This is a genomic window from Sediminimonas qiaohouensis DSM 21189 (assembly GCF_000423645.1).
In the GTDB taxonomy this organism is placed as follows: domain Bacteria; phylum Pseudomonadota; class Alphaproteobacteria; order Rhodobacterales; family Rhodobacteraceae; genus Sediminimonas; species Sediminimonas qiaohouensis.
This window is the reverse complement of record NZ_AUIJ01000004.1, coordinates 142,515-162,004: the sequence shown is the minus strand read 5'-3', so window position 1 is coordinate 162,004 and position 19,490 is coordinate 142,515. Positions and strand designations below refer to the sequence as shown.

The following is a 19,490-nucleotide window of genomic DNA, read 5'->3' as shown; positions in this document are numbered from 1 at the left end:
CTACATCAGCACGAATGAGCGCGCCGACCGGGGTCAGGTCCGCGCCTTGTACTCGTAGCGATAGTTGTAATTGTAGTTATAGCTGTAGCCCGCCTTGGCCTTGCGCGGGTCGAACCCGTTGAGGATCACACCCGACAGCTTGATCCCGGAGGTGGCAAGCGTGCGCTTCATCGCCTCGACCTCGGCCAGGGGCGTGACGTCGAAGCGGACGATGCCGATCGTGGCGCCGGCGGCACGGCCCAGGATGACCGGGTCGGTCACGGCCAGGGTCGGCGGGCAGTCCAGCAGGGCAAGGTCGAACTGCGCGTCAAGCTGTGCCATCAGGTCGGTCAGCGATTGGCGCATCAACAGCTCTGACGGGTTCGGCGGATAGCGTCCGGTCGGGATGAAGGAGAGGCCATCAACGCCGGTGTCATACGTGGCTTGCTCCAGCGTGATTTCCCCCGCCAGGTATTCCGCCAGCCCCGGCGTGTTCTTCTTCAGGCCGAAATACTTGCGCAACTCCCCGCGGCGCAGGTCGGCATCAATCAGGCACACGCGCTGCCCGGCCTGCGCGGCCACCACCGCCAGGTTGGTCGCGGTAAAGCTCTTGCCGGCTTCGGGGGCGGGGGACGTGATCGCGAGCGAACGGGTGTCGGCGTCCAGCATGCCGAAGTGCAGGCTGGTGCGCAGCGAGCGCATCGCCTCGACCGTGATGTCGGCGGGGTTGGTCAGCGCGACAATCGGCCATTTGCCGCCCGCGCGCGTCTTGCGATCGGCATCTTGCGAGAAGTTGATGGTCGCGAACACGGGCAGGCCGGCGCTTTCAAGCTCCTCGCTGCCCTGAACGCCGCGCCGGAGCCAGTGGCGCACCAGCACGAAGCCGATCCCGAACATGGCGCCCAGAATCAAGGACAGCAGGGCAATCATGCTGCGGCGTGGCGCCACGGGGCTTGGCGCGGTGCGGGCACTGTCCAGAATGCGGACATTGCCCACGGTCGAGGCCCGCAGCACCCGCACCTCTTGTGCGCGGGTCAGAAGCTGCGTGTAGATCTCCTGCTTGAGCTTCAGGGTCCGGGTCAGGTTTAGAACTTCGCGCTGCGTTTCGGGCAGGTTGCCCACCTCGCCGCGCAGCTTGGTCAACTGTTCGTTCAGGCGTGCTTTCTGTGTCAGCAATTGCTGATAGACCGGGTGGTTCGAGGTGTATCGCTCGCTGACCTCGTCCTCGCGGGCTTCCAGCGCGCGAAGCTCGGTTTCCACGCGGTTGATCTGCGTCAGCAGGTTCTCGGTCTCGAAGGTCAGGTCAACGGATTGTTGCTCTTGCCGGTAATCGTTGAGTGCGTTTTCCGCCTCGCGCATTTCCGCCTCGGCGGCAGGCAGCTGCTTCTCGATGAAGTCCAGGCTCTTCTCGGCTTCCGCGGCAGAGCGCGCAATGTTCTGGCGCACGTAGACCTGCGTTACCGCATCAAGGACACGTTCGGCGCGGCGCGGATCGCCCGACTTGTAGAGCACCTGGAGAATGCCGGTCTCGCGCCCCTGCTCGGACACCGACAGCGCCGCGCGCAGGGTGCGGATGGCCTTGTCCTCAGGTGTCTGCGCCAGTGTGAACATGCGTCCCGCAGGCGCCCCGATCCGGCCGACTTTCAGGGAGAACCCTGCATCGGGAACGCCAAGCGTTTCGCCGGTTTCGCCGTCATGCACGCTGCCATCGGGAAGCATCACGCGATAGCTGTTCACGCCGGTCACGATCAGCTCCATGTCTTTGCCAATCCAGCGGGGTGGCACCTGCAGTAGGTCGAGCGTCAGGCGTTCGCCCGGGCGCTCATAGGTGTCGAGATACCCGACTTCCGGCACCGGCAGGTCATAGCGGGCAAGGATCGACCCAATCAGCGGGGCCTGGTGCGGCGTGACCGACCAATCCAGGTTCAGCATCCCCACCACCTGGCCCAGCACCATGCGCGACATCAGGATCTGGCGTTCGGTTTCTCCGCGCGGGCTGTTGCTCCCGATCAGGCCGTCGAGTCCCTCGGGCAGGGCCAGCGATCCCTTGCGCTCTTCCAGCTGCAGAAGCGCATCGGCCTGGTAGGTCGGCGGCGTGCCAACGGCGACGAGGACGCCAATCAGCAGGGCCGCTGCGGAAAACAGCGCGATCCAGAGTTTGCCGGACCAGAGCATGACCAGAAGCTGCACAAGATCGATCTCGTCGTCCTGAGTATTGGATGCAGAAACGCCCGGCTGGTCGGTCATGGTGTCATTTCCATTCTCATCAATTCGCGCCGAGCCTGTCTGCCCAAGCGCGTGCCGCCTTGTGGACCGCGTCGAACGTCGCTTCGTGAACCGCGCGCGACCGCTTGTAGGGGTCGGCGATCCCCGTCGCGCCAGTCCATTGGTCGAACAGCATGACGCGCCCTTGCAGGTGCGGTGCCTCGCGCAAGATTTGCCGGCGGTGCCCCGGCTCCATCACTAGGATCAGGTCCTGCTCGGCGCCCATCTCGGGCGTGAACTGCCGCGCGGCATGCCCGTCCAGGGAAAGACCCTTGTCGCTGGCCACGTCGCTGGCGGTCTCATCCGCGGGGTGGCCGACCAACGCCCCGATCCCGGCCGACGTGACCGCGACGCTTTTGGGGAGCGCCTGCTTGAGCAGCCGTTCACCAAGCGGCGAGCGGCAGATATTGCCGACACAAACCACCAGAACCCGTTGTACCGCGGCCATGGCTCAGTTCGCCACGCTGTCAACCAGATCCACCGCCCGCACCGATGGCAAGAGCGCGCTGATCGTGTCGTTCCAGCGCATCAAGGGCGAGCGCACGACATAGACCACGTCGCCCGGCTCCAGGACGAACTGTGTGCCAAGCAGCATGCCCGTCGGCGACGATGTATCGAGCTGGAACACCGTGATGCCGGGGTGCCGCTTGCGGAACACGAAGATGCCGCGCGCGTCGGCGCGTATCTCGTCCAGACCGCCCAGCCGTGAAATCGCCTGGGTCAGGGTGACCGTGTCTTGCGACAAATCGATCACATCCGGCTTCTTGATCTGGCCCAGAAGGAACGCCTCCTGCGCCTGGCGGCGGGGTACGTTGATCACGTCGCCATCCTGCAGCGTGGGGTTGTTGCGGCGCATTCCCTTGTTGAGAAACCCGGCCATATCAACGCGATAGCGTCGGTTGCCGCGCTGTATCGTGATCTCGCGCGCATCGCCGCGCTCGGTCAGCCCGCCCGCTTCGCTGACGGCTGCCGCAAGGGTCAGCGGCGTCGTCGTCAAGGGCTGCCGATTGGGGGTCTTGACCTCGCCGGAAACGACCACTTTTTGCGAGTTGAAGGCGGCAACCCTGACTTCGAGTTGCGGATCGGGGATGTAGGTGGCCAGACGCCCGGTCAATTCGCCGCGAATATCTTCAAGCGTGCGACCTTCTGCCATCACCTGCCCGACATATGGGAAGAAGAAGGTGCCATCGGCCTGCACGCGAAAGCCGCTTTCCTCGGCGGTGCGCTGCGGCCCGGCGGGCAACGTCAGCTCCGGGTGATCGAACACGATGACGCTGATGATATCCCCCACACCAACGCGGTAATTCCAGCCATTGCCAGAGGGAATGCTCGACTGGACATGGCGCCGCGAGGGCCTGGCGAAACTGGTGATGTTGGTTTCGTCCAGGCGAATGATCTCGACATCCTCGGGAACATCCTCCTGCGCGCTTGACGTGACTGGAAAGCTTACGAACCCTTCGGTGCAGGCGGCCAGGCCAAACGCCATAGCCAAGACAAGAATGAAACTTCTCATAATAATCCTTCGACCGCCTTTGCCTAGTCACTAGCCCGATACAACGGTTCCCGCAACCTGGGCTTGGGCATGGCGCGGATAATACATGCAAATGTTGTTTCTAAATGCTTCAACTTCACTCATTAGCGCTATCAGCTGGCCCAATCAACCTTGCGCACAAAGCCGGACAGGGAAAATAGGCGGGCCGTGGAAACCGCGGCGCGCGATGCGCGGTCCCGGGATGATCCGGCACAGATTGCGGCACAGATTGCGGCAATGTGCAATTGCCCATATATCTGGCCCACAAGACAGGCCCACAAGACAGGCGCGCAAGCAAAAAGGACGCCGGCATGCAGACCGCCCTTCGACTATCGGACGTGAATGACGCGACCGCGATCGCCATGACCGGGAACGCGGCAATCGGTGCCCTGTACCGGACGGCCCAGGCATGAACGGGCAGCGCTCGATCCTTTTCGTTACCGGCACGCGCGCGGATTTCGGCAAGCAGGAGGCGCTGGCCGCGCCTGCGCGCGATGCGGGCCACGACGTGACATTTTTCGTCACCGGCATGCACATGCTGGAACGCTATGGCCTGACCAAGCTGGAAGTGCACCGCATGGCCGGCGTGGGCGTTCACGAGTTTCTCAATCAACGTATCGGCGACGCGCAGGATACCGTGTTGGCCAAGACGGTGCTGGGATTTTCCGACTACGTCGCCGAGCATCGCCCCGACCTGGTGGTCGTGCATGGCGATAGGGTCGAGGCGCTGGCCTGTGCGCTGGTCTGCGCGACCAATTACATTCGCTGCGCTCATATCGAGGGGGGCGAGGTGTCGGGCACCATCGACGAGATGTTCCGCCACTGCAACACCAAGCTGGCAAGCCACCATTTCGTAAGCTCCCAGCAGGCCGCGCGCCGGGTCATGGCACTGGGCGAGGCGCGCGAGACGGTCAAGGTGATCGGCTCACCCGAACTGGATTTTCACGCAGGCCCGTCCGGCGTGACGCTTGCGGACGTGCGCGCGCGCTACGAGATTCCGTTCGACAGCTACGGCATTTGCACTTTCCATCCCGTCACCTCCGAGCAAGACAGCATCGGCGCGCAAGCGCAGGCGCTGTTTTCCGCGCTGGCGGCGTCGGGGCGTGAGTTCGTGGTGATCCTGCCCAACAATGACCCCGGCGCCGACGCGATCACGCAGGTGATCGATACGCTGCCGTCTGATCGGTTCCGGGTGCTGCCGTCGATGCGATTCGCGCATTTCTCGGAACTGATGAAAAACGCCGCCTGCATCGTGGGCAATTCATCGGCCGGTGTGCGCGAGGCGCCGTTCCTGGGCATCCCATCGCTGGATGTCGGCACGCGGCAGACCAATCGCGCGCTCAGCGGGTCCGTGCACCACGCGCAAGCCTCGGACAAGGCCGCGATCACCTCCTTTCTGCGCGATACATGGGGGCAGGCCTACCCCGCCAGCACCGCGTTCGGTGGCGGATCGGCGGCGCAGAATTTCCTGCGCGTGATCGAAGATCCGGCTTTCTGGGATCAACCGTTGCAGAAGACCTTCAACGATCCCGATCCCGATCCCGAGGCCGCAACATGAACGCGCGCGCCACCGTTGCCGTCATCCCGCTGCGGGCGGGGTCCAAGGGTCTGCCGGGCAAAAACACGCGCCCCCTCGCGGGGCGGCCGCTTTATGCCCATGCGATTGCGCAGGCGCATGCGGCCGGGATCACACGGGTGGTGATCTCGACCGATATCGAGGAACTGATCGGCCGCGACCTTGCCCCCGGTGTTACGGTTCTGCCGCGCCCGGCCGAGTTGGCCGGTGATGAGGTGCCGATGGATGCGGTCCTGTCTCATGTCTTGTCGCACGGGGTGACGGGCCCGGCGCAGGTCGTTTTGTTGCAGGCCACCTCGCCGCTGCGGCAGGGGGGCGACATCACGGCGGCGATGGATCTGTACGACACGGGCGAGTTTGACTTGGTGCTAAGCGCCACGCAGGCAAATTCCGGGGTTCTGAAATGGGGCCGACGTGGCGAGGGGGGGCAGTTCGTGCCGCTATCGGACCCCGCGCATTGTTTTGCCAACCGCGCCAGCCTGCCGCCGGTGTATCGGCCAAACGGGGCGGTCTACGTGTTCGACGCCGGTTGGTTCCGCCGCAGCGGCACCTTGGCTGGCGGACGCATCGGCATGATCGAAATGCCACCGGAACGCGCGCACGACATCGACACGCTAGCCGATTTCGAAACGGTCGAAGCCCTTCTGGACGGCGGGTCAGCCGCGGACGATTAACGCAGATACGCCTGGCTGCGGACTGACACGGCCCATCTAGGCGGGCAGAGGGGTGGGCGGCGCCGTACCGGTGCTGCCTTCCAGAATTCCGGCCTGCCGGACGATGTCGGCGATATGGCCCAGCTGTTCGGTCAGGGGGTTTGTCTTGCGCCACACCATGCCGATGGTCCGCGACGGGCGCGGGGTTGGCAGGCGCGCGATCGATACGGAGGCCGAGCGGGTTTCGATCGGGACGGCCATCTCGGGGATCAGGGTCACACCGATCCCGGCCCCCACCATCTGCACCAGCGTCGATAAGGAACTGGCCTCCATCAGGCCGCGCGGCGACGACGATGACAGCTTGCAAAACGATAGCGCCTGATCGCGAAAACAATGCCCCTCTTCCAGCAGCAGCAACCGCATCTCGCGCAATGCATCGGCATTGGGCACCGGATCGCCCGCGTCCTCTTGTGGGCGGACGAGCACGAACTCCTCCTGGAATATTGCCACCTCGTTCAACGCCGGCTCGGAAACCGGCAGCGCCACGATCGCGGTATCAAGGCGCCCTTGCAGCAGGTCCTCGATAAGGGTCTGTGTCACCGCCTCGCGCGGGCGCAGGTCGATCCCCGGATATCGCGCGCCAAGCGCCTTGACGAAACGCGGTAGCAGATAGGGTGCCACCGTTGGAATGACCCCGATCCGCAGCCGCCCCACCAGCGGGCTGTGCGAGGCGCGCGCCAGATCGCCCAACTCGTCCACGCCGCGCAGGATGTCGCGCACCCGCAGGGCGAATGCGTCGCCCAGGCTGGTCAGGCGGATCTGCCGCGCGCCCCGTTCCACCAGCGGCGCGCCCAGGATTTCCTCCAGCTCCTTGATCTGCACTGATAGCGCCGGTTGCGAAATCGCGCAGCTATGCGCGGCGCGCCCGAAATGGCCGTGCCGGGCCAGCGCATCGAAATAGCGAAGATGCTTCATGGATATATCTGTCATAACCACAACCTATCGCACTGTTTAGAAAATTCAATTTTCTTTAATGGCTGCGGTTTGGTAGGATTCAGGAAATGAACATGACGCGCTCGCGGATTCGGCCTGCCGCCCGCGTGGGAACGTGCGTCTTGGACTTGCCGCTCTTGGCCAATGTTGCAGCGATAGGAGAGTATCGAAATGGACGGAAACGATGTGAATTCAGCCGGTAAATGCCCGGTTATGCATGGCGGCAATACCGCCACCGGCGCGGACAACATGGAATGGTGGCCGAACGCGCTCAACCTCGACATCCTGCATCAGCACGATACCAAGACCAACCCGATGGGGCCGGACTTCGATTATCGTGAAGAGCTGAAGAAACTGGATGTTGATGCGCTCAAGGCCGACCTGACCGCGCTGATGACCGACAGCCAGGATTGGTGGCCCGCTGATTGGGGCCACTATGGCGGGTTGATGATCCGCATGGCGTGGCACGCGGCGGGGTCTTACCGCCTGGCCGATGGCCGGGGCGGCGGCGGCACCGGCAACCAGCGCTTTGCGCCGCTGAATTCCTGGCCCGATAACGCCAATCTCGACAAGGCGCGTCGCCTGTTGTGGCCCATCAAGAAGAAGTACGGCAACAAGATCAGCTGGGCAGACCTGTTCATCCTTGCAGGCAACGTCGCCTACGAATCGATGGGCTTCAAGACGTTCGGCTTTTCCTTCGGGCGCGAGGATATCTGGCACCCCGAGAAGGACACCTACTGGGGCGCGGAAAAGGAATGGCTGGCGCCGTCGGATAACCGCTACGGCGATGTCGCGAACCCCGCCACCATGGAAAATCCGCTGGCCGCGGTGCAGATGGGCCTGATCTACGTCAACCCCGAGGGCGTGAACGGCACCCCCGATCCGCTCAAGACCGCTGGGCAGGTGCGTGAGACATTCGCCCGGATGGCCATGGACGACGAGGAAACCGTTGCCCTGACGGCAGGCGGCCACACCGTCGGCAAGACCCACGGCAACGGCAACGCCGATGACCTCGGCCCCGAGCCGGAAGCCGCGGACGTGCACGAGCAGGGCCTTGGCTGGATCAATCACGTCTCGCGCGGGGTAGGCCGCGACAGCGTGACCAGCGGTATCGAAGGGGCATGGACGACGCACCCCACCAAGTGGGACAACGGCTATTTCCACCTGCTGCTGAACCACGAATGGGAGCTTAGGAAATCCCCCGCAGGCGCCAACCAGTGGGAGCCGGTGAACATCCGCGAAGAGGACAAGCCGGTCGATGTCGAAGACCCGTCGATCCGTCTCAACCCGATCATGACCGATGCGGACATGGCCATGAAAATGGACCCGGAGTACCGCAAAATCTCCGAGCGGTTCTACAACAACCCGGCCGAATTCGACGATGCCTTCGCCCGCGCGTGGTTCAAGCTGACTCACCGCGACATGGGGCCCAAGTCGCGCTATTTCGGCCCCGAGGTCCCCGAAGAGGACCTGATCTGGCAGGATCCGGTGCCCGCCGGGGCCACGGATTATGACGTGGACGCCGTCAAGGCAAAGATCGCGCAAAGCGGCTTGAGCCAGAGCGAGATGGTCGCAACTGCCTGGGACAGTGCCCGCACTTTCCGTGGCTCGGACATGCGGGGCGGCGCCAACGGCGCTCGCATCCGCCTTGCCCCGCAAAAGGATTGGGAAGGCAATGAGCCTGCCCGCCTGTCCAAGGTTCTGGGTGTGCTCGAAGGGATCGCCGCCGACACCGGCGCAAGCGTCGCGGACGTGATCGTTCTGGCCGGCAATGTCGGGGTCGAACAGGGCGCCAAGGCCGTCGGCTTTGACGTGACCGTGCCTTTCGCGCCCGGCCGCGGCGATGCCACCGACGAGATGACCGATGCAGCGTCCTTCGACGTGCTGGAGCCCGCCGCCGATGGTTTCCGCAACTGGATGAAGAAGGATTACGTCGTCAGCGCCGAAGAGCTGCTTCTCGACCGGGCGCAGCTCATGGGCCTGACCGCGCATGAGATGACGGCGCTGATCGGCGGCATGCGTGCCCTTGGCACCAACCACGGCGGCACTGCGCATGGGCAGTTCACGGATCGCGTGGGCGCGCTGACGACCGATTTCTTCGTCAACCTGACCGATATGGCGAACACCTGGGCGCCGACCGGCGACAACCTCTACGAGGTGCGCGACCGCAAGACCGGCAAGGCCAAGTGGACGGCGACGCGCGTTGATTTGGTGTTCGGCTCCAACTCGATCCTGCGGGCCTATTCCGAGGTTTATGCCCAGGACGACAACGCCGAAAAGTTCGTGCACGACTTTGTCGCCGCATGGACCAAGGTGATGAACGCGGATCGCTTCGACCTGGCGTAACGCGATACCGGCCGCCCCTGACGTGCGTGGGGGCGGCCTATTCCTTGATCGGGCGCAGGATCAGGTTGGTTTGCGCGCTCGCCACCGCGGGGATGCGGAACAGGAAATCCTCAAGAAACCTGTTATACGCGGCCAGATCGGGACAGACCACGTGCAGGTGGTAATCCGATTGGCCCGTCGTGGCATAGCAGGCGCGCACCTCTTCGCGCTCGCGAATGGCGCGGATGAAGGCCGATACCTTGTCGGGGTCATGCCGCGTCAGTTGCACGTGCACGATGGATTTGAACCCGAACCCCATCTTCTCGTCATCCAGCGTGACCGTATAGCCGCGGATCACGCCGCTATCCTCCAGCGCCCGCACCCGCCGCCAGCAAGACGAGGCGGACAACCCCACCTGATCCGCTAGCTCGGCATTCGATATCCGGCTGTCGCGGCTAAGGATGTCAACAAGACGTTTGTCCGTTTCGGTCAGATCTGACATGACGTTGCATTCAATCTTATTTACTCGGAAAATCGTTTCACATTGACCTGCTTTTGGCAAGTATTTTGGCCGGAATTTTCACTGTTAACATGGTAAATTCGTGCCATCGCCACATGATGGGGGAGGCGCGCCAATGACACAGCATGATCGCAATTTCGCAACCTACGACCTGTCCGACCGCTATGCCCGGCAACAGGGTCGCGTCTTCCTGACCGGCACGCAGGCGCTGGCCCGGATCATGCTGGATCAGGCACAGCGCGACCGCCGTGCCGGGCGCAATACCGCCGGGTTCGTGTCGGGCTATCGCGGCTCGCCCCTTGGCGGGCTGGATCAGGAGCTGTGGCGCATCGAGGAGCGCCTGCGCGACGCGCGCGTCGATTTCCTGCCAGCGGTGAACGAGGATCTCGCCGCCACCGCCATCCTGGGCGCGCAGCAGGCGGCGCTTGACCCCGCCTGCGAGGTCGAGGGCGTGTTTTCCATGTGGTACGGCAAGGGGCCGGGCGTCGATCGCTCGGGCGACGCGCTCAAGCATGGCAACGCTTATGGCTCGCACCCAAAGGGCGGTGTTCTGGTCGTGGCCGGTGACGATCACGGCTGCGTCTCGTCGTCGATGCCGCATCAAAGCGACGTTGCCTTCATGTCGTGGTTTATGCCCACGCTAAACCCCGCCACCATTGCAGAATACCTTGAATACGGCGCCTACGGCATCGCGCTGTCGCGGTTTTCCGGCACATGGGTGGGCTTCAAGGCAATTTCCGAGACCGTCGAGGCGGGCCAATCCGTTGAAATCCCGCCCGAGCGCGAGTTCGTGCAGCCCGATTTCACCGCCCCCGAGGGCGGGCTGCATGTGCGCCGCTCCGACATGCCCAGCCCCGAGATTGAAACCCGCATCGCGCACAAGCTGGCCGCCGTTGAAGCCTTCGCCGAAGCCAACCCGATAGACAAGCGGATCTACGACATTGCCGACGCCCGCTTTGGCCTCGTGACCACCGGCAAGGCGCACCAGGACGCGATGGAGGCGCTGCGCCTTCTGGGGCTGGACGAGGCCGCCTGCCGCCGCCTCGGCATCGACATCTACAAGGTCGGCATGGTCTGGCCGCTGGCCCGGCGCGACGCGTTGACCTTCGTCAGGGGCAAGGAAGAGGTCCTCGTCATCGAGGAAAAGCGCGGCATTATCGAGAGCCAGTTCAAGGAATATTTCTACGACTGGCCCGGCGACAAGCCGCGCAAGATGGTCGGCAAGCACCGCGCCGCGGGCGATCCGCTGTTGCCGTGGACGGGCGAGCTGTCCCCGCTGGAACTGGTGCCGGTGATCGCCGAGCGGCTCGAGGCGTTCTTTCCGGATGAGCGGCTGATGGAAAAGGCGCGCGCGCTAACGCAGACCCCCGCGCCATCGCTGAGCCTTCCGGGTGCTGTGCGCACGCCGTATTTCTGCTCGGGCTGTCCGCACAACACCTCGACCAGGGTGCCCGAGGGCAGCACCGCCGCCAGCGGCATCGGCTGCCACGTCATGGCCAGTTGGATGAATCGCGAAACCTACGGCTTTGCCCAAATGGGCGGCGAGGGGGTACCATGGGCGGGCGGCTCGCGCTATCTTGGCAGCCCCCACATGTTCCAGAACCTGGGCGAGGGGACATGGTATCACTCCGGCTCGATGGCGATCCGGCAGGCCATCGCGGCGGGTGCCAACATCACCTACAAGATCCTCTATAACGACGCCGTGGCGATGACCGGCGGCCAACCCGTCGATGGCCCCGTCAGCCCCGCCGCCATCGCGCACTCAAGCCGCGCCGAAGGGGTGGAGCGCATCGCCATGGTCTCGGACACGCCAGAGAAGTTCGACGCGCGCGACCTTCCCGCCGGCGCCACCATTCACCATCGCGACGAGCTGGACGCCGTGCAGCGCGAGCTGCGCGAGGTGCCGGGCGTCTCGGTCCTGATCTACGAGCAGACCTGCGCCACCGAAAAGCGCCGCCGCCGCAAGCGCGGAACGATGAAAGACCCGGCGCGTTTCGCCTATATCAACGACCTGGTCTGCGAGGGCTGCAGCGATTGCTCGGTCGCGTCCAATTGCCTGAGCGTCGAGCCAAAGGACACCCCCCTTGGTCGCAAACGCAAGATCAACCTGTCCACGTGCAACAAGGATTTCTCGTGCCTCGACGGGTTCTGCCCCAGCTTTGTCACCGTCGAGGGCGGCGCGCGCCGCAAACCTGCCCCGGCGGGCCTCGACCTTGAGGCGATGCGCGCGGACCTGCCCGCGCCCGACATGCCGGACCTTGCGCGCCCCTTCGATCTGCTGGTCGCCGGGGTGGGCGGCACCGGGGTGGTGACGGTGGGGGCGCTCATCACCATGGCCGCGCATCTTGAGGGCAAGGGATCGAGCGTTCTGGATTTCACCGGCTTCGCGCAGAAATTCGGCACCGTGCTGGGCTACGTGCGCATCGGCCGCCGCCCCGACGACATCCACCAGGTCCGGATCGAGCGCGGCTCGGCCGACGCGGTGATCGGTTGCGATGCGGTGGTCTGCTCCTCGCCCAAGGCGTCGGCGCATTTCCGGCAGGGGAGCCGCGTCGTGCTCAACCGCGCCGAAATGCCCACGGGCGACGTGGTGTTGAACCGCGACGCCGACCTGCGCATCGACGCGCGCGAGGATCTGGTCAGGCAAACGGTGGGCAAGGACAACGTCCACGCCTTCGACGCCGGCAAGGTGTCCGAGCAGGTGATGGGCGATGCAGTCTTTGCCAACATCATCCTGCTGGGCGCGGCATGGCAGCAAGGGCTTGTCCCGGTCAGCGAGGTTGCCCTGAAACAGGCGATCATCCTCAACGGCGTGGCGACCGAGAAAAACGCGATGGCGTTTGACCTGGGCCGCGTGATGATGGCCACGCCGGACGCGCTGACGCCCTATCTGCGGCCGGATGACGGCGCGCAGGAAACGCTGGACCAGATGATCGCGCGGCGCGCCGATTTCCTTACCGCCTATCAGAACCGCGCCTATGCCCGCCGCTACCGCGATCGCCTCAATGCGTTCCGCGCCGCCCTGCCAGAGGACGCAGGCGATGCGCCGGTCATGGCCGCGGCCAAATCCCTGTTCAAGCTGATGGCCTACAAGGACGAATACGAGGTTGCCCGCCTGTTCACCCAAACCGGGTTCGAGGATGAGTTGGCGCAGGTGTTCGAGGGCGATTACCGCGTCAAGTACCACATGGCGCCGCCCATCCTTCCGTTGGGACGCGACGGGCGCGGGCGCCCGAAAAAGCGCGCGTTCGGGCCGTGGATGCGCCCCGCGCTATCGGTGCTGGCGCGGATGAAGGGCCTGCGCGGCTCGGTCGTCGATCCTTTCGCCTATAGCGCCGATCGCAAGCTCGACAAGCAACTTCTGGTTTGGTTCGAGGGCGTGCTTGCCCATGTCGAGCAGACATTTGACGCCAACGATCCCGACCCCGCGATGGCCCTGCTTGAGGCGCCAATGGAAATCCGCGGCTATGGCCCGGTGCGTCACGAGGCCGCCGAAAAGGTGCTGGAGCGCACACGCGAACAGATGCGGTGACCCCGGCGCCTTTGGGCTTGGGCCGTGCCGCGCAATCGTGCTACGGCATGGGCGTTTCATCGCGCGGGGGACAAACAGATGCCGGGTGCCAAAACGGGCCATAACACGGGCCTGACGCAAACCGATCTCGAGGAACTGACGACATGGCGGCGCGATCTGCACCGCCGCCCGGAACTGTCGGGGCAGGAGATTGAAACCGCCGACACGGTGCAGCGGATGCTGCGCGCCTTCGCCCCTGATACGCTACTGACCGGGCTGGGCGGGCATGGCGTTGCCGCCGTGTTCGATAGCGGCCAGCCGGGGCCGGCGGTGTTGCTGCGCTGCGAGTTGGACGGTCTGCCCATTCACGAGGTCGGCGATCTGCCCTACCGCTCGGAAAAGGACGGGCACGGACACCTGTGCGGCCATGACGGGCACATGAGCTGGCTTGCCGGTATGGCGCGCGTGCTGTCGCGCCAGCGGCCCGCGCGGGGGCGCGTAGTCTTGATGTTTCAACCGGCCGAAGAGGACGGTGCAGGCGCCGCGCGCGTGGTGGCCGATCCCGCCTTTGCGCAGCTCGCGCCGGATTATGCCTTTGCCATCCACAACATGCCGGGCATGCCGCTCGGCCATGTGGCGCTCGATTCCGGGCCGGTGACATGTGCTTCGGCGGGGATGCGCGTGACGTTGACGGGGCGCACCGCGCATGCCTCGTTGCCGGAAACCGGCATTTCGCCCGCCCCCGCGTTGGCGCGGCTTATGCCGGCGCTGACCGCGCTAGGCCATGGTCAACCAAAGGATCACGATTTCACGCTGGTTACCGTCACCCATGCCCGAATGGGCGAGCCCGCCTTCGGCGTCGCGCCGGGAGAGGCGGAACTGTTTGTAACGCTACGCACCCGTACGGACGACGGGATGGAGGCCCTGCGCCAGCAGGCCGAGGCAATGGTTCGGGACGCTGCCGATGCGGGTGGCCTGGCCGTGCGCATCGGGTACGAGGATGTATTCGTGACCTGCAACAACGATGCCACCGCCACCGACATCGCCCGCCGCGCACTGGACAAGCTAGGCACGCATGTCGATGACGCCGCACTCCCCCTGCGCGGGTCCGAGGATTTCGGGCGCTTCGGCGCGGGTGCGAACCTGGCGTTCATGCTGCTTGGCGTGGGCGAGGGGACGGCGACCATCCACAACCCCGACTACGATTTTCCCGATACCCTGATCGCGCCCGGCGTGCGGATTTTTTCGGCGATCGTGGACGAGATACTGGGCTAATGCCGCTATCGGTCGGTTGAACGGGCATATCCGCCCCGGCCGTGGTAAAGCGGCGTGTGTCCTGACCTTTCTTTAGCGTCAAGCCGCGTCACATATCGCAAGCTGCGCAATTGCCCTGCGCAGATATCTCGGGTGCGATGGCCCAACCGAGACACTATTGCGAAGGCCTCAATACCCGATGAATGCACATGACAACCTGACGCCGCCCGACGAAACCGAGTGCGATATCCTCGATCCGGTCTGGATACCCATGCCCGACGGCACGCGGCTGGCCGCGCGCATCTGGCTACCGCGCGGCGCGCATGACGCGCCGGTGCCCGCGGTGCTGGAATACCTGCCCTATCGCCGCCGCGATGGCACCCTTGCCCGCGACGAGATCACCTATCCCTGGCTGGCCGCGCAGGGCTATGCCGGCGTGCGCGTGGATATTCGCGGCAACGGCGATTCCGACGGGCTGATGGAAGACGAGTATTCCGAGGCCGAGCTGGCCGACGGCGAAGCGGTGATCGCATGGATCGCGGCGCAGCCCTGGTGCACCGGCGCGGTCGGCATGATCGGCATTTCCTGGGGCGGGTTCAACGGCCTGCAACTGGCCGCGCGCGCGCCGGAGGCGCTCAAGGCCGCGATCACCATCTGCTTCACCGATGACCGCTATGCCGACGACATCCACTACATGGGTGGCTGCCTGCTGACGGAAAACATGATGTGGTCGTCGCAGATGCTGGCCTATTCCTCGCGTCCGCCCGACCCCGATATCGTCGGCCCCGATTGGCGCGAGATGTGGCGCACGCGCCTGCACGCGCAGCCGCTGCTGATCGAGCCGTGGCTGACCCACCAGCATCGCGATGCCTATTGGCGCCGCGCCTCGGTCTGCGAGGATTTCAACAGCGTCAAGGCGGCGATCATGGCTGTGGGGGGATGGGCCGATGCCTATTCAAACGCGGTGCCGCGCACGTTGGCCGGGCTGTCGTCGCCGGCGTCGGGGCTGGTGGGGCCTTGGGCGCACAAATATCCCAACACCGCGTGGCCCAGCCCGCAGATCGGGTTCCTGTCTGAGTGCAAGGCGTGGTTCGACCGCTACCTCAAGGGCGACACCGCCGCGCCCGAGGCGCCCGCCTACCGCTTCTTCATCAAGGACAGCATCGCACCCTCGCGCGAAGTCGCCGCACAGCCCGGCCGGTGGGCGGCCGAGCCCGCCTGGCCCAGCCCCCGCATAGTGCCGCGCGACTGGTCGCTTGCCTCTGGTGGCCTGCGCGATGGCGCGGGGCAGGGGGGCGATGTCCTAATCGTCGCGACGCCGCAAACCCTGGGCCACACGGCGCAGCGATTCTGTCCCGGCATGCGGAGCCTTGACGAGTTGGCCGCGGATCAGACGCCAGATGACGCCGCCGCCCTGACCCTCGATAGCGCGCCGCTGCGCGAGGGGGTGGATATCGTCGGCGCCGCGCGGCTGCGCCTTCGGTTGACCCCGGACCAACGCAGCGGTTTTGTCGTTGCGCGGCTATGCGATCTGCGCCCCGATGGCACCTCGGCCTTCATCACGATGGGGGTGCTGAACCTGGCGCACAGGGCCGGGCATGACGCACCCGCGCCGATGGAGCCGGGCGCACCCGTGGATGTCGACGTGACCCTGAACGATATCGCCTATCACTTGCCGAAGGGGCATCGCCTGCGTTTGTCGCTCTCGACCAGCTATTGGCCCATGATATGGCCCTCGGCACAGCCGCTTGGCGTGTCGATCGACGGCGAAAACAGCCTTCTGTCGGTGCCCCTGCGCCCCGAATCGGTCGATGCGGACACGCCCGCGCCGAGTTTTGCCGCGCCGGAACAACAGCGCGTCGGCGGACAGGATACCCTACGCCCCGACCAATCCGAGCGTATCGAAGAGGTGCTACCGAACGGCACTCGCCGCCTGCGGCTGATTACCGATGGTGGCAAGCAGCGGCACCATGCCACGGGCATCGAGATCGGGCGCCACGTGACCGAGACATGGGATGTCCACCCCGACGATCCGCTCTCTGCCCGGACCGAGGCGCACTGGATCTACGAGGTTGGGCGCGGCGATTGGCAAACCCGCACCGAAAGCAACACGGTGATGACCTGCGATACCACGCATTTTCACGTGCGCGCCTGGCTCAAGGCCCTTGATGGCGCCGATGTCGTGGCCGAAAGGGCGTGGTCGTTCAGCATCCCTCGCGATGATTTAGGCATGAGGGTGACGCTGACTGATCCTTGCGGGTCCGGATAAATGACGCGAATCCTGCGCGTTGCCTTGCGTCCATTCCACTTGCTGCTAATGCTTGTGGGATGGACGGAAATTTTGCAAAAAATCTGCGCCTCCTGTGCAGCTACACCACCTCGATTTCCGAGGCGTGCCGCGCCATGGGGATCAATCGGCAGCAATTCACCAAGTATCTGAACGGCACCGCGCGCCCCTCGGCGCGCAATCTGCGCGTGATCTGCGATCATTTCGGTGTCGAAGAGGACGAGCTGGCCGTGCCGCATGGCCAGTTCTCCGAAATGGTGTCGTTGCGCCCGCGCGCGCGGCAATTGATCCGCGCACTGGGACCGGCGGCGACGCACATAGATGCGATGATCAGTAGCTCCAGCGATAGCATGAAGCCCTATTGCGGCTACTATTTCTACTACTACTTCACCCCGTCCAGACCCGGAATGATCCGGCGTTCCTTGTTTAGAATCAACGAGTTCAAGGGAGTGTTCTACACCCGCCTTACCGAGCGCATACAGCCCGAGGAAAGCCCCCTGGGCCGGTCCCATTTCGTGCGCTACGTCGGTGTCGCGGTGATGTTGGACGGGCGCATATTCGTGACCGACCACAACCCGGTCAACCTCCGCTCGCTATCGCAAACGGTGCTGTTCTCGGCGCCGGGGGATGACATCACCTTCCTGACGGGCATGACGCTGGGGGTGCAGGGGCGCAGTGCGCGCACGCCCTTTGCCGCGCGCGTGTTCCTTGAATACCTGGGCGATCGGATCGATGCCCGCCCCGCCTTGCACCAGACCGGCATTTTCGAATCCGGCTCGCCCCATATTCCACGACATATCGGGCGGATGCTGGCCTCTAGCGGGTCCGAGCCGCAAATGCTGACCGCTCTTGAGCTTCCCGTCTGACGCGATGTGACGCGCATTATGCGTCAACATCATACAGGTGACTGCCATCCGCGCAATTGCGTGGCGGCGGGGGGCGCAGCAGGCTGAATGCAACAGAAAAACGAAAACGGGGAAAATACATGACTTCTTCACGCCAACGCCCGCTTGCGGGCATCAATCGCCGTCAGCTTCTAGCCGGCACCGCGGGCCTGTCGGCCCTGACGATGCTGCCGGTGAAGGCATGGGCCGAGGGTACGCAGCTCAATGTACGCGCCTATCTGGAGCCTGACAATTTCGATCCGTTGAATGCCTCCGGGTTCCTTGAAGAGCTGCTTTATGGCTGCATCTACCGCAAGCTGATTCAGTATACCCCCGGCGACGACTGGGGCTATCAGAACGATCTGGCCGACACCATCGAACAGACCAGCCCCACTACCATCGCCTTTACCATGAAGCCGGGGCAGATGTGGTCGGACGGCTATGGCGAGATCACCGCCGAGGACATCAAGTACTCGATGGAACGCCACATGGTCGAAGAGAACAACTCGCGCATCAAGCCCGATCTCGGCCCGTTCAGCCATGTCGAGGTGACCGGCACACATTCCGGCATCATCCACCTGGACAAGCCCTTTGCCCCGATCTGGACCATCGCACTGCCCTACCTGGCCGGCACCGTGGTGTGTAAACGCGCCACCGAAGAGGCGGGCGGTAAACTTGACTCCGCCGTGCCGCCCACCGTCGCGGGCCCCTACCGCGTGGTCGAGCAGCGCCTCGGTGAGCGTTGGGTGCTTGAACGCAACCCTGACTTTTCCGGCCCCACCCCCGATTTCGAGCGCGTGGACCTTGTCGTAATCGTCGACGAATCCGCCGCCGAGATCGCCAAGGAAGCCGGCGATGTCGATTTCACCGCTGTCGGCCCCGGCTCGGTTCAGCGGCTGCAAGACACCCCCCCCGAGGGCACGACGCTGTCGCTGCACCCGTCGCTGGCCTATTACTGGATCGGCCTGAACGTGAACCACCCCAAGTTCGAAGACATCCGCGTGCGGCAGGCGGTTCAGCACGCCATCGACGTGCCCGCGATCCTGCAGGCGGCGTTCTTTGACGTCGCAGACCCGGCAACCGGCATCGTCGCGCCGGGGCTGATCGGGCACCGCCCAGAGGGACTGATCCCCCCGCAGGCCGATTTCGCCAAGGCGCGCGCCCTGCTGGACGAGGCCGGGATCGACCGGCTGGAGATCAACATCGACGTGCTCAACAACGTCACCGCCACCACCACCGCGCAGGTGATGCAGGCGATGATGTCGCAGGCGGGGATCGACCTGAATATCTCGGTCCACGAATCCGGCTCGTTCTGGAGCCTGGGCGTCGAATCCGATGGTGATCGCTGGAAGGATCTGGAACTGACGCTCAAGCGTTTCTCGATGACGCCTGACCCCTACTATGCCACCGCGTGGTTCGTCAGCGACCAGATCGGCGATTGGAACTGGGAACAGTTCTCGAACCCGGAATTCGACAAGCTGCACGAAGAGGCCCTGTCGGAAACCGACACGGACAAGCGCGATGCCATGTATCGCCGCATGCAGGACCTGATGGAGGAATCGGGTGCCTATCGGTTCATCACCCACGGTGCCACGCCGAACCTATATGACACCGACATCGTTCCGGCCACCCGACCCGACGGGCTGCCGCTGGTGCAGTTCTTCCGCAAGGCCTGACAATCGGATATTCCAAACGTGGGGGCGGGCCGCATG

General features: G+C 64.5%; 13 protein-coding genes. 8 read left to right on the top strand and 5 right to left on the bottom strand.

Going from position 1 to position 19,490, the window contains the following annotated elements; genetic code table 11:
* Positions 1–33: 33 nt before the first annotated feature.
* Genes G568_RS0105885 through G568_RS0105875 form a run of 3 tightly spaced genes read right to left on the bottom strand, consistent with a single transcriptional unit; the run spans position 34 to position 3,757 of the window.
* On the bottom strand, positions 34–2,226 hold the full coding sequence (locus tag G568_RS0105885) for a polysaccharide biosynthesis tyrosine autokinase (protein ID WP_026757156.1): 2,193 nt from the start codon (positions 2,224–2,226) through the stop codon (positions 34–36).
* 19 nt (positions 2,227–2,245) lie between these two features.
* Positions 2,246–2,692, bottom strand: a complete 447-nt coding sequence (locus tag G568_RS0105880) for an arsenate reductase/protein-tyrosine-phosphatase family protein (protein ID WP_026757155.1) — start codon at positions 2,690–2,692, stop codon at positions 2,246–2,248.
* Between the two features lie 3 nt (positions 2,693–2,695).
* Positions 2,696–3,757 carry a polysaccharide biosynthesis/export family protein gene (locus G568_RS0105875; protein ID WP_037373745.1) on the bottom strand — a complete coding sequence of 354 codons (1,062 nt, stop codon included), beginning with the start codon at positions 3,755–3,757 and terminating at the stop codon, positions 2,696–2,698.
* Positions 3,758–4,184: 427 nt separating this feature from the next.
* On the opposite strand from G568_RS0105875, the gene neuC reads away from it, so the two are divergent.
* Together neuC and G568_RS0105860 are read left to right on the top strand one after the other, a co-directional pair.
* The gene (neuC, locus tag G568_RS0105865) at positions 4,185–5,333 is read left to right on the top strand and encodes a UDP-N-acetylglucosamine 2-epimerase (protein ID WP_026757153.1); all 1,149 of its coding nucleotides are present in this window, start codon (positions 4,185–4,187) and stop codon (positions 5,331–5,333) included.
* The gene (locus tag G568_RS0105860; RefSeq protein WP_026757152.1) at positions 5,330–6,025 is read left to right on the top strand and encodes an acylneuraminate cytidylyltransferase family protein; all 696 of its coding nucleotides are present in this window, start codon (positions 5,330–5,332) and stop codon (positions 6,023–6,025) included. The genes neuC and G568_RS0105860 overlap by 4 nt, the downstream gene beginning before the upstream one ends.
* A gap of 36 nt (positions 6,026–6,061) precedes the next feature.
* Here the strand turns inward: G568_RS0105860 and G568_RS0105855 are convergent, their stop codons facing one another.
* A complete protein-coding gene (locus G568_RS0105855; protein WP_026757151.1) occupies positions 6,062–6,994 on the bottom strand; it encodes a hydrogen peroxide-inducible genes activator in 933 nt (310 codons plus the stop codon).
* A gap of 174 nt (positions 6,995–7,168) precedes the next feature.
* Here G568_RS0105855 and katG point away from each other — a divergent pair, with 174 nt between their 5' ends.
* Positions 7,169–9,343 (top strand): catalase/peroxidase HPI, encoded by a 2,175-nt coding sequence (katG, locus tag G568_RS0105850; RefSeq protein ID WP_026757150.1) that lies wholly within the window; start codon positions 7,169–7,171, stop codon positions 9,341–9,343.
* Positions 9,344–9,380: 37 nt separating this feature from the next.
* Here the strand turns inward: katG and G568_RS0105845 are convergent, their stop codons facing one another.
* Complete coding sequence (locus G568_RS0105845) at positions 9,381–9,824, bottom strand: Lrp/AsnC family transcriptional regulator (protein ID WP_026757149.1); 444 nt, start codon at positions 9,822–9,824, stop codon at positions 9,381–9,383.
* Positions 9,825–9,957: 133 nt separating this feature from the next.
* Here G568_RS0105845 and G568_RS0105840 point away from each other — a divergent pair, with 133 nt between their 5' ends.
* The 5 genes from G568_RS0105840 to G568_RS0105820 all read left to right on the top strand — a co-directional run bounded on the left by G568_RS0105840 (position 9,958) and on the right by G568_RS0105820 (position 19,454).
* Positions 9,958–13,374: an indolepyruvate ferredoxin oxidoreductase family protein gene (locus tag G568_RS0105840; protein ID WP_026757148.1), complete on the top strand. Its 3,417-nt coding sequence runs from the start codon at positions 9,958–9,960 to the stop codon at positions 13,372–13,374.
* Positions 13,375–13,452: 78 nt separating this feature from the next.
* The gene (locus G568_RS0105835) at positions 13,453–14,628 is read left to right on the top strand and encodes an amidohydrolase (RefSeq protein WP_037373743.1); all 1,176 of its coding nucleotides are present in this window, start codon (positions 13,453–13,455) and stop codon (positions 14,626–14,628) included.
* A 178-nt stretch (positions 14,629–14,806) separates the two neighbouring features.
* A complete protein-coding gene (locus G568_RS18370) occupies positions 14,807–16,876 on the top strand; it encodes a CocE/NonD family hydrolase (protein WP_051202787.1) in 2,070 nt (689 codons plus the stop codon).
* A 59-nt stretch (positions 16,877–16,935) separates the two neighbouring features.
* Entirely contained in the window at positions 16,936–17,760 is an 825-nt protein-coding gene (locus G568_RS18365) for a helix-turn-helix domain-containing protein (protein ID WP_051202786.1), read from the top strand.
* A 119-nt stretch (positions 17,761–17,879) separates the two neighbouring features.
* Complete coding sequence (locus G568_RS0105820) at positions 17,880–19,454, top strand: ABC transporter substrate-binding protein (protein ID WP_026757146.1); 1,575 nt, start codon at positions 17,880–17,882, stop codon at positions 19,452–19,454.
* Positions 19,455–19,490: the final 36 nt, after the last annotated feature.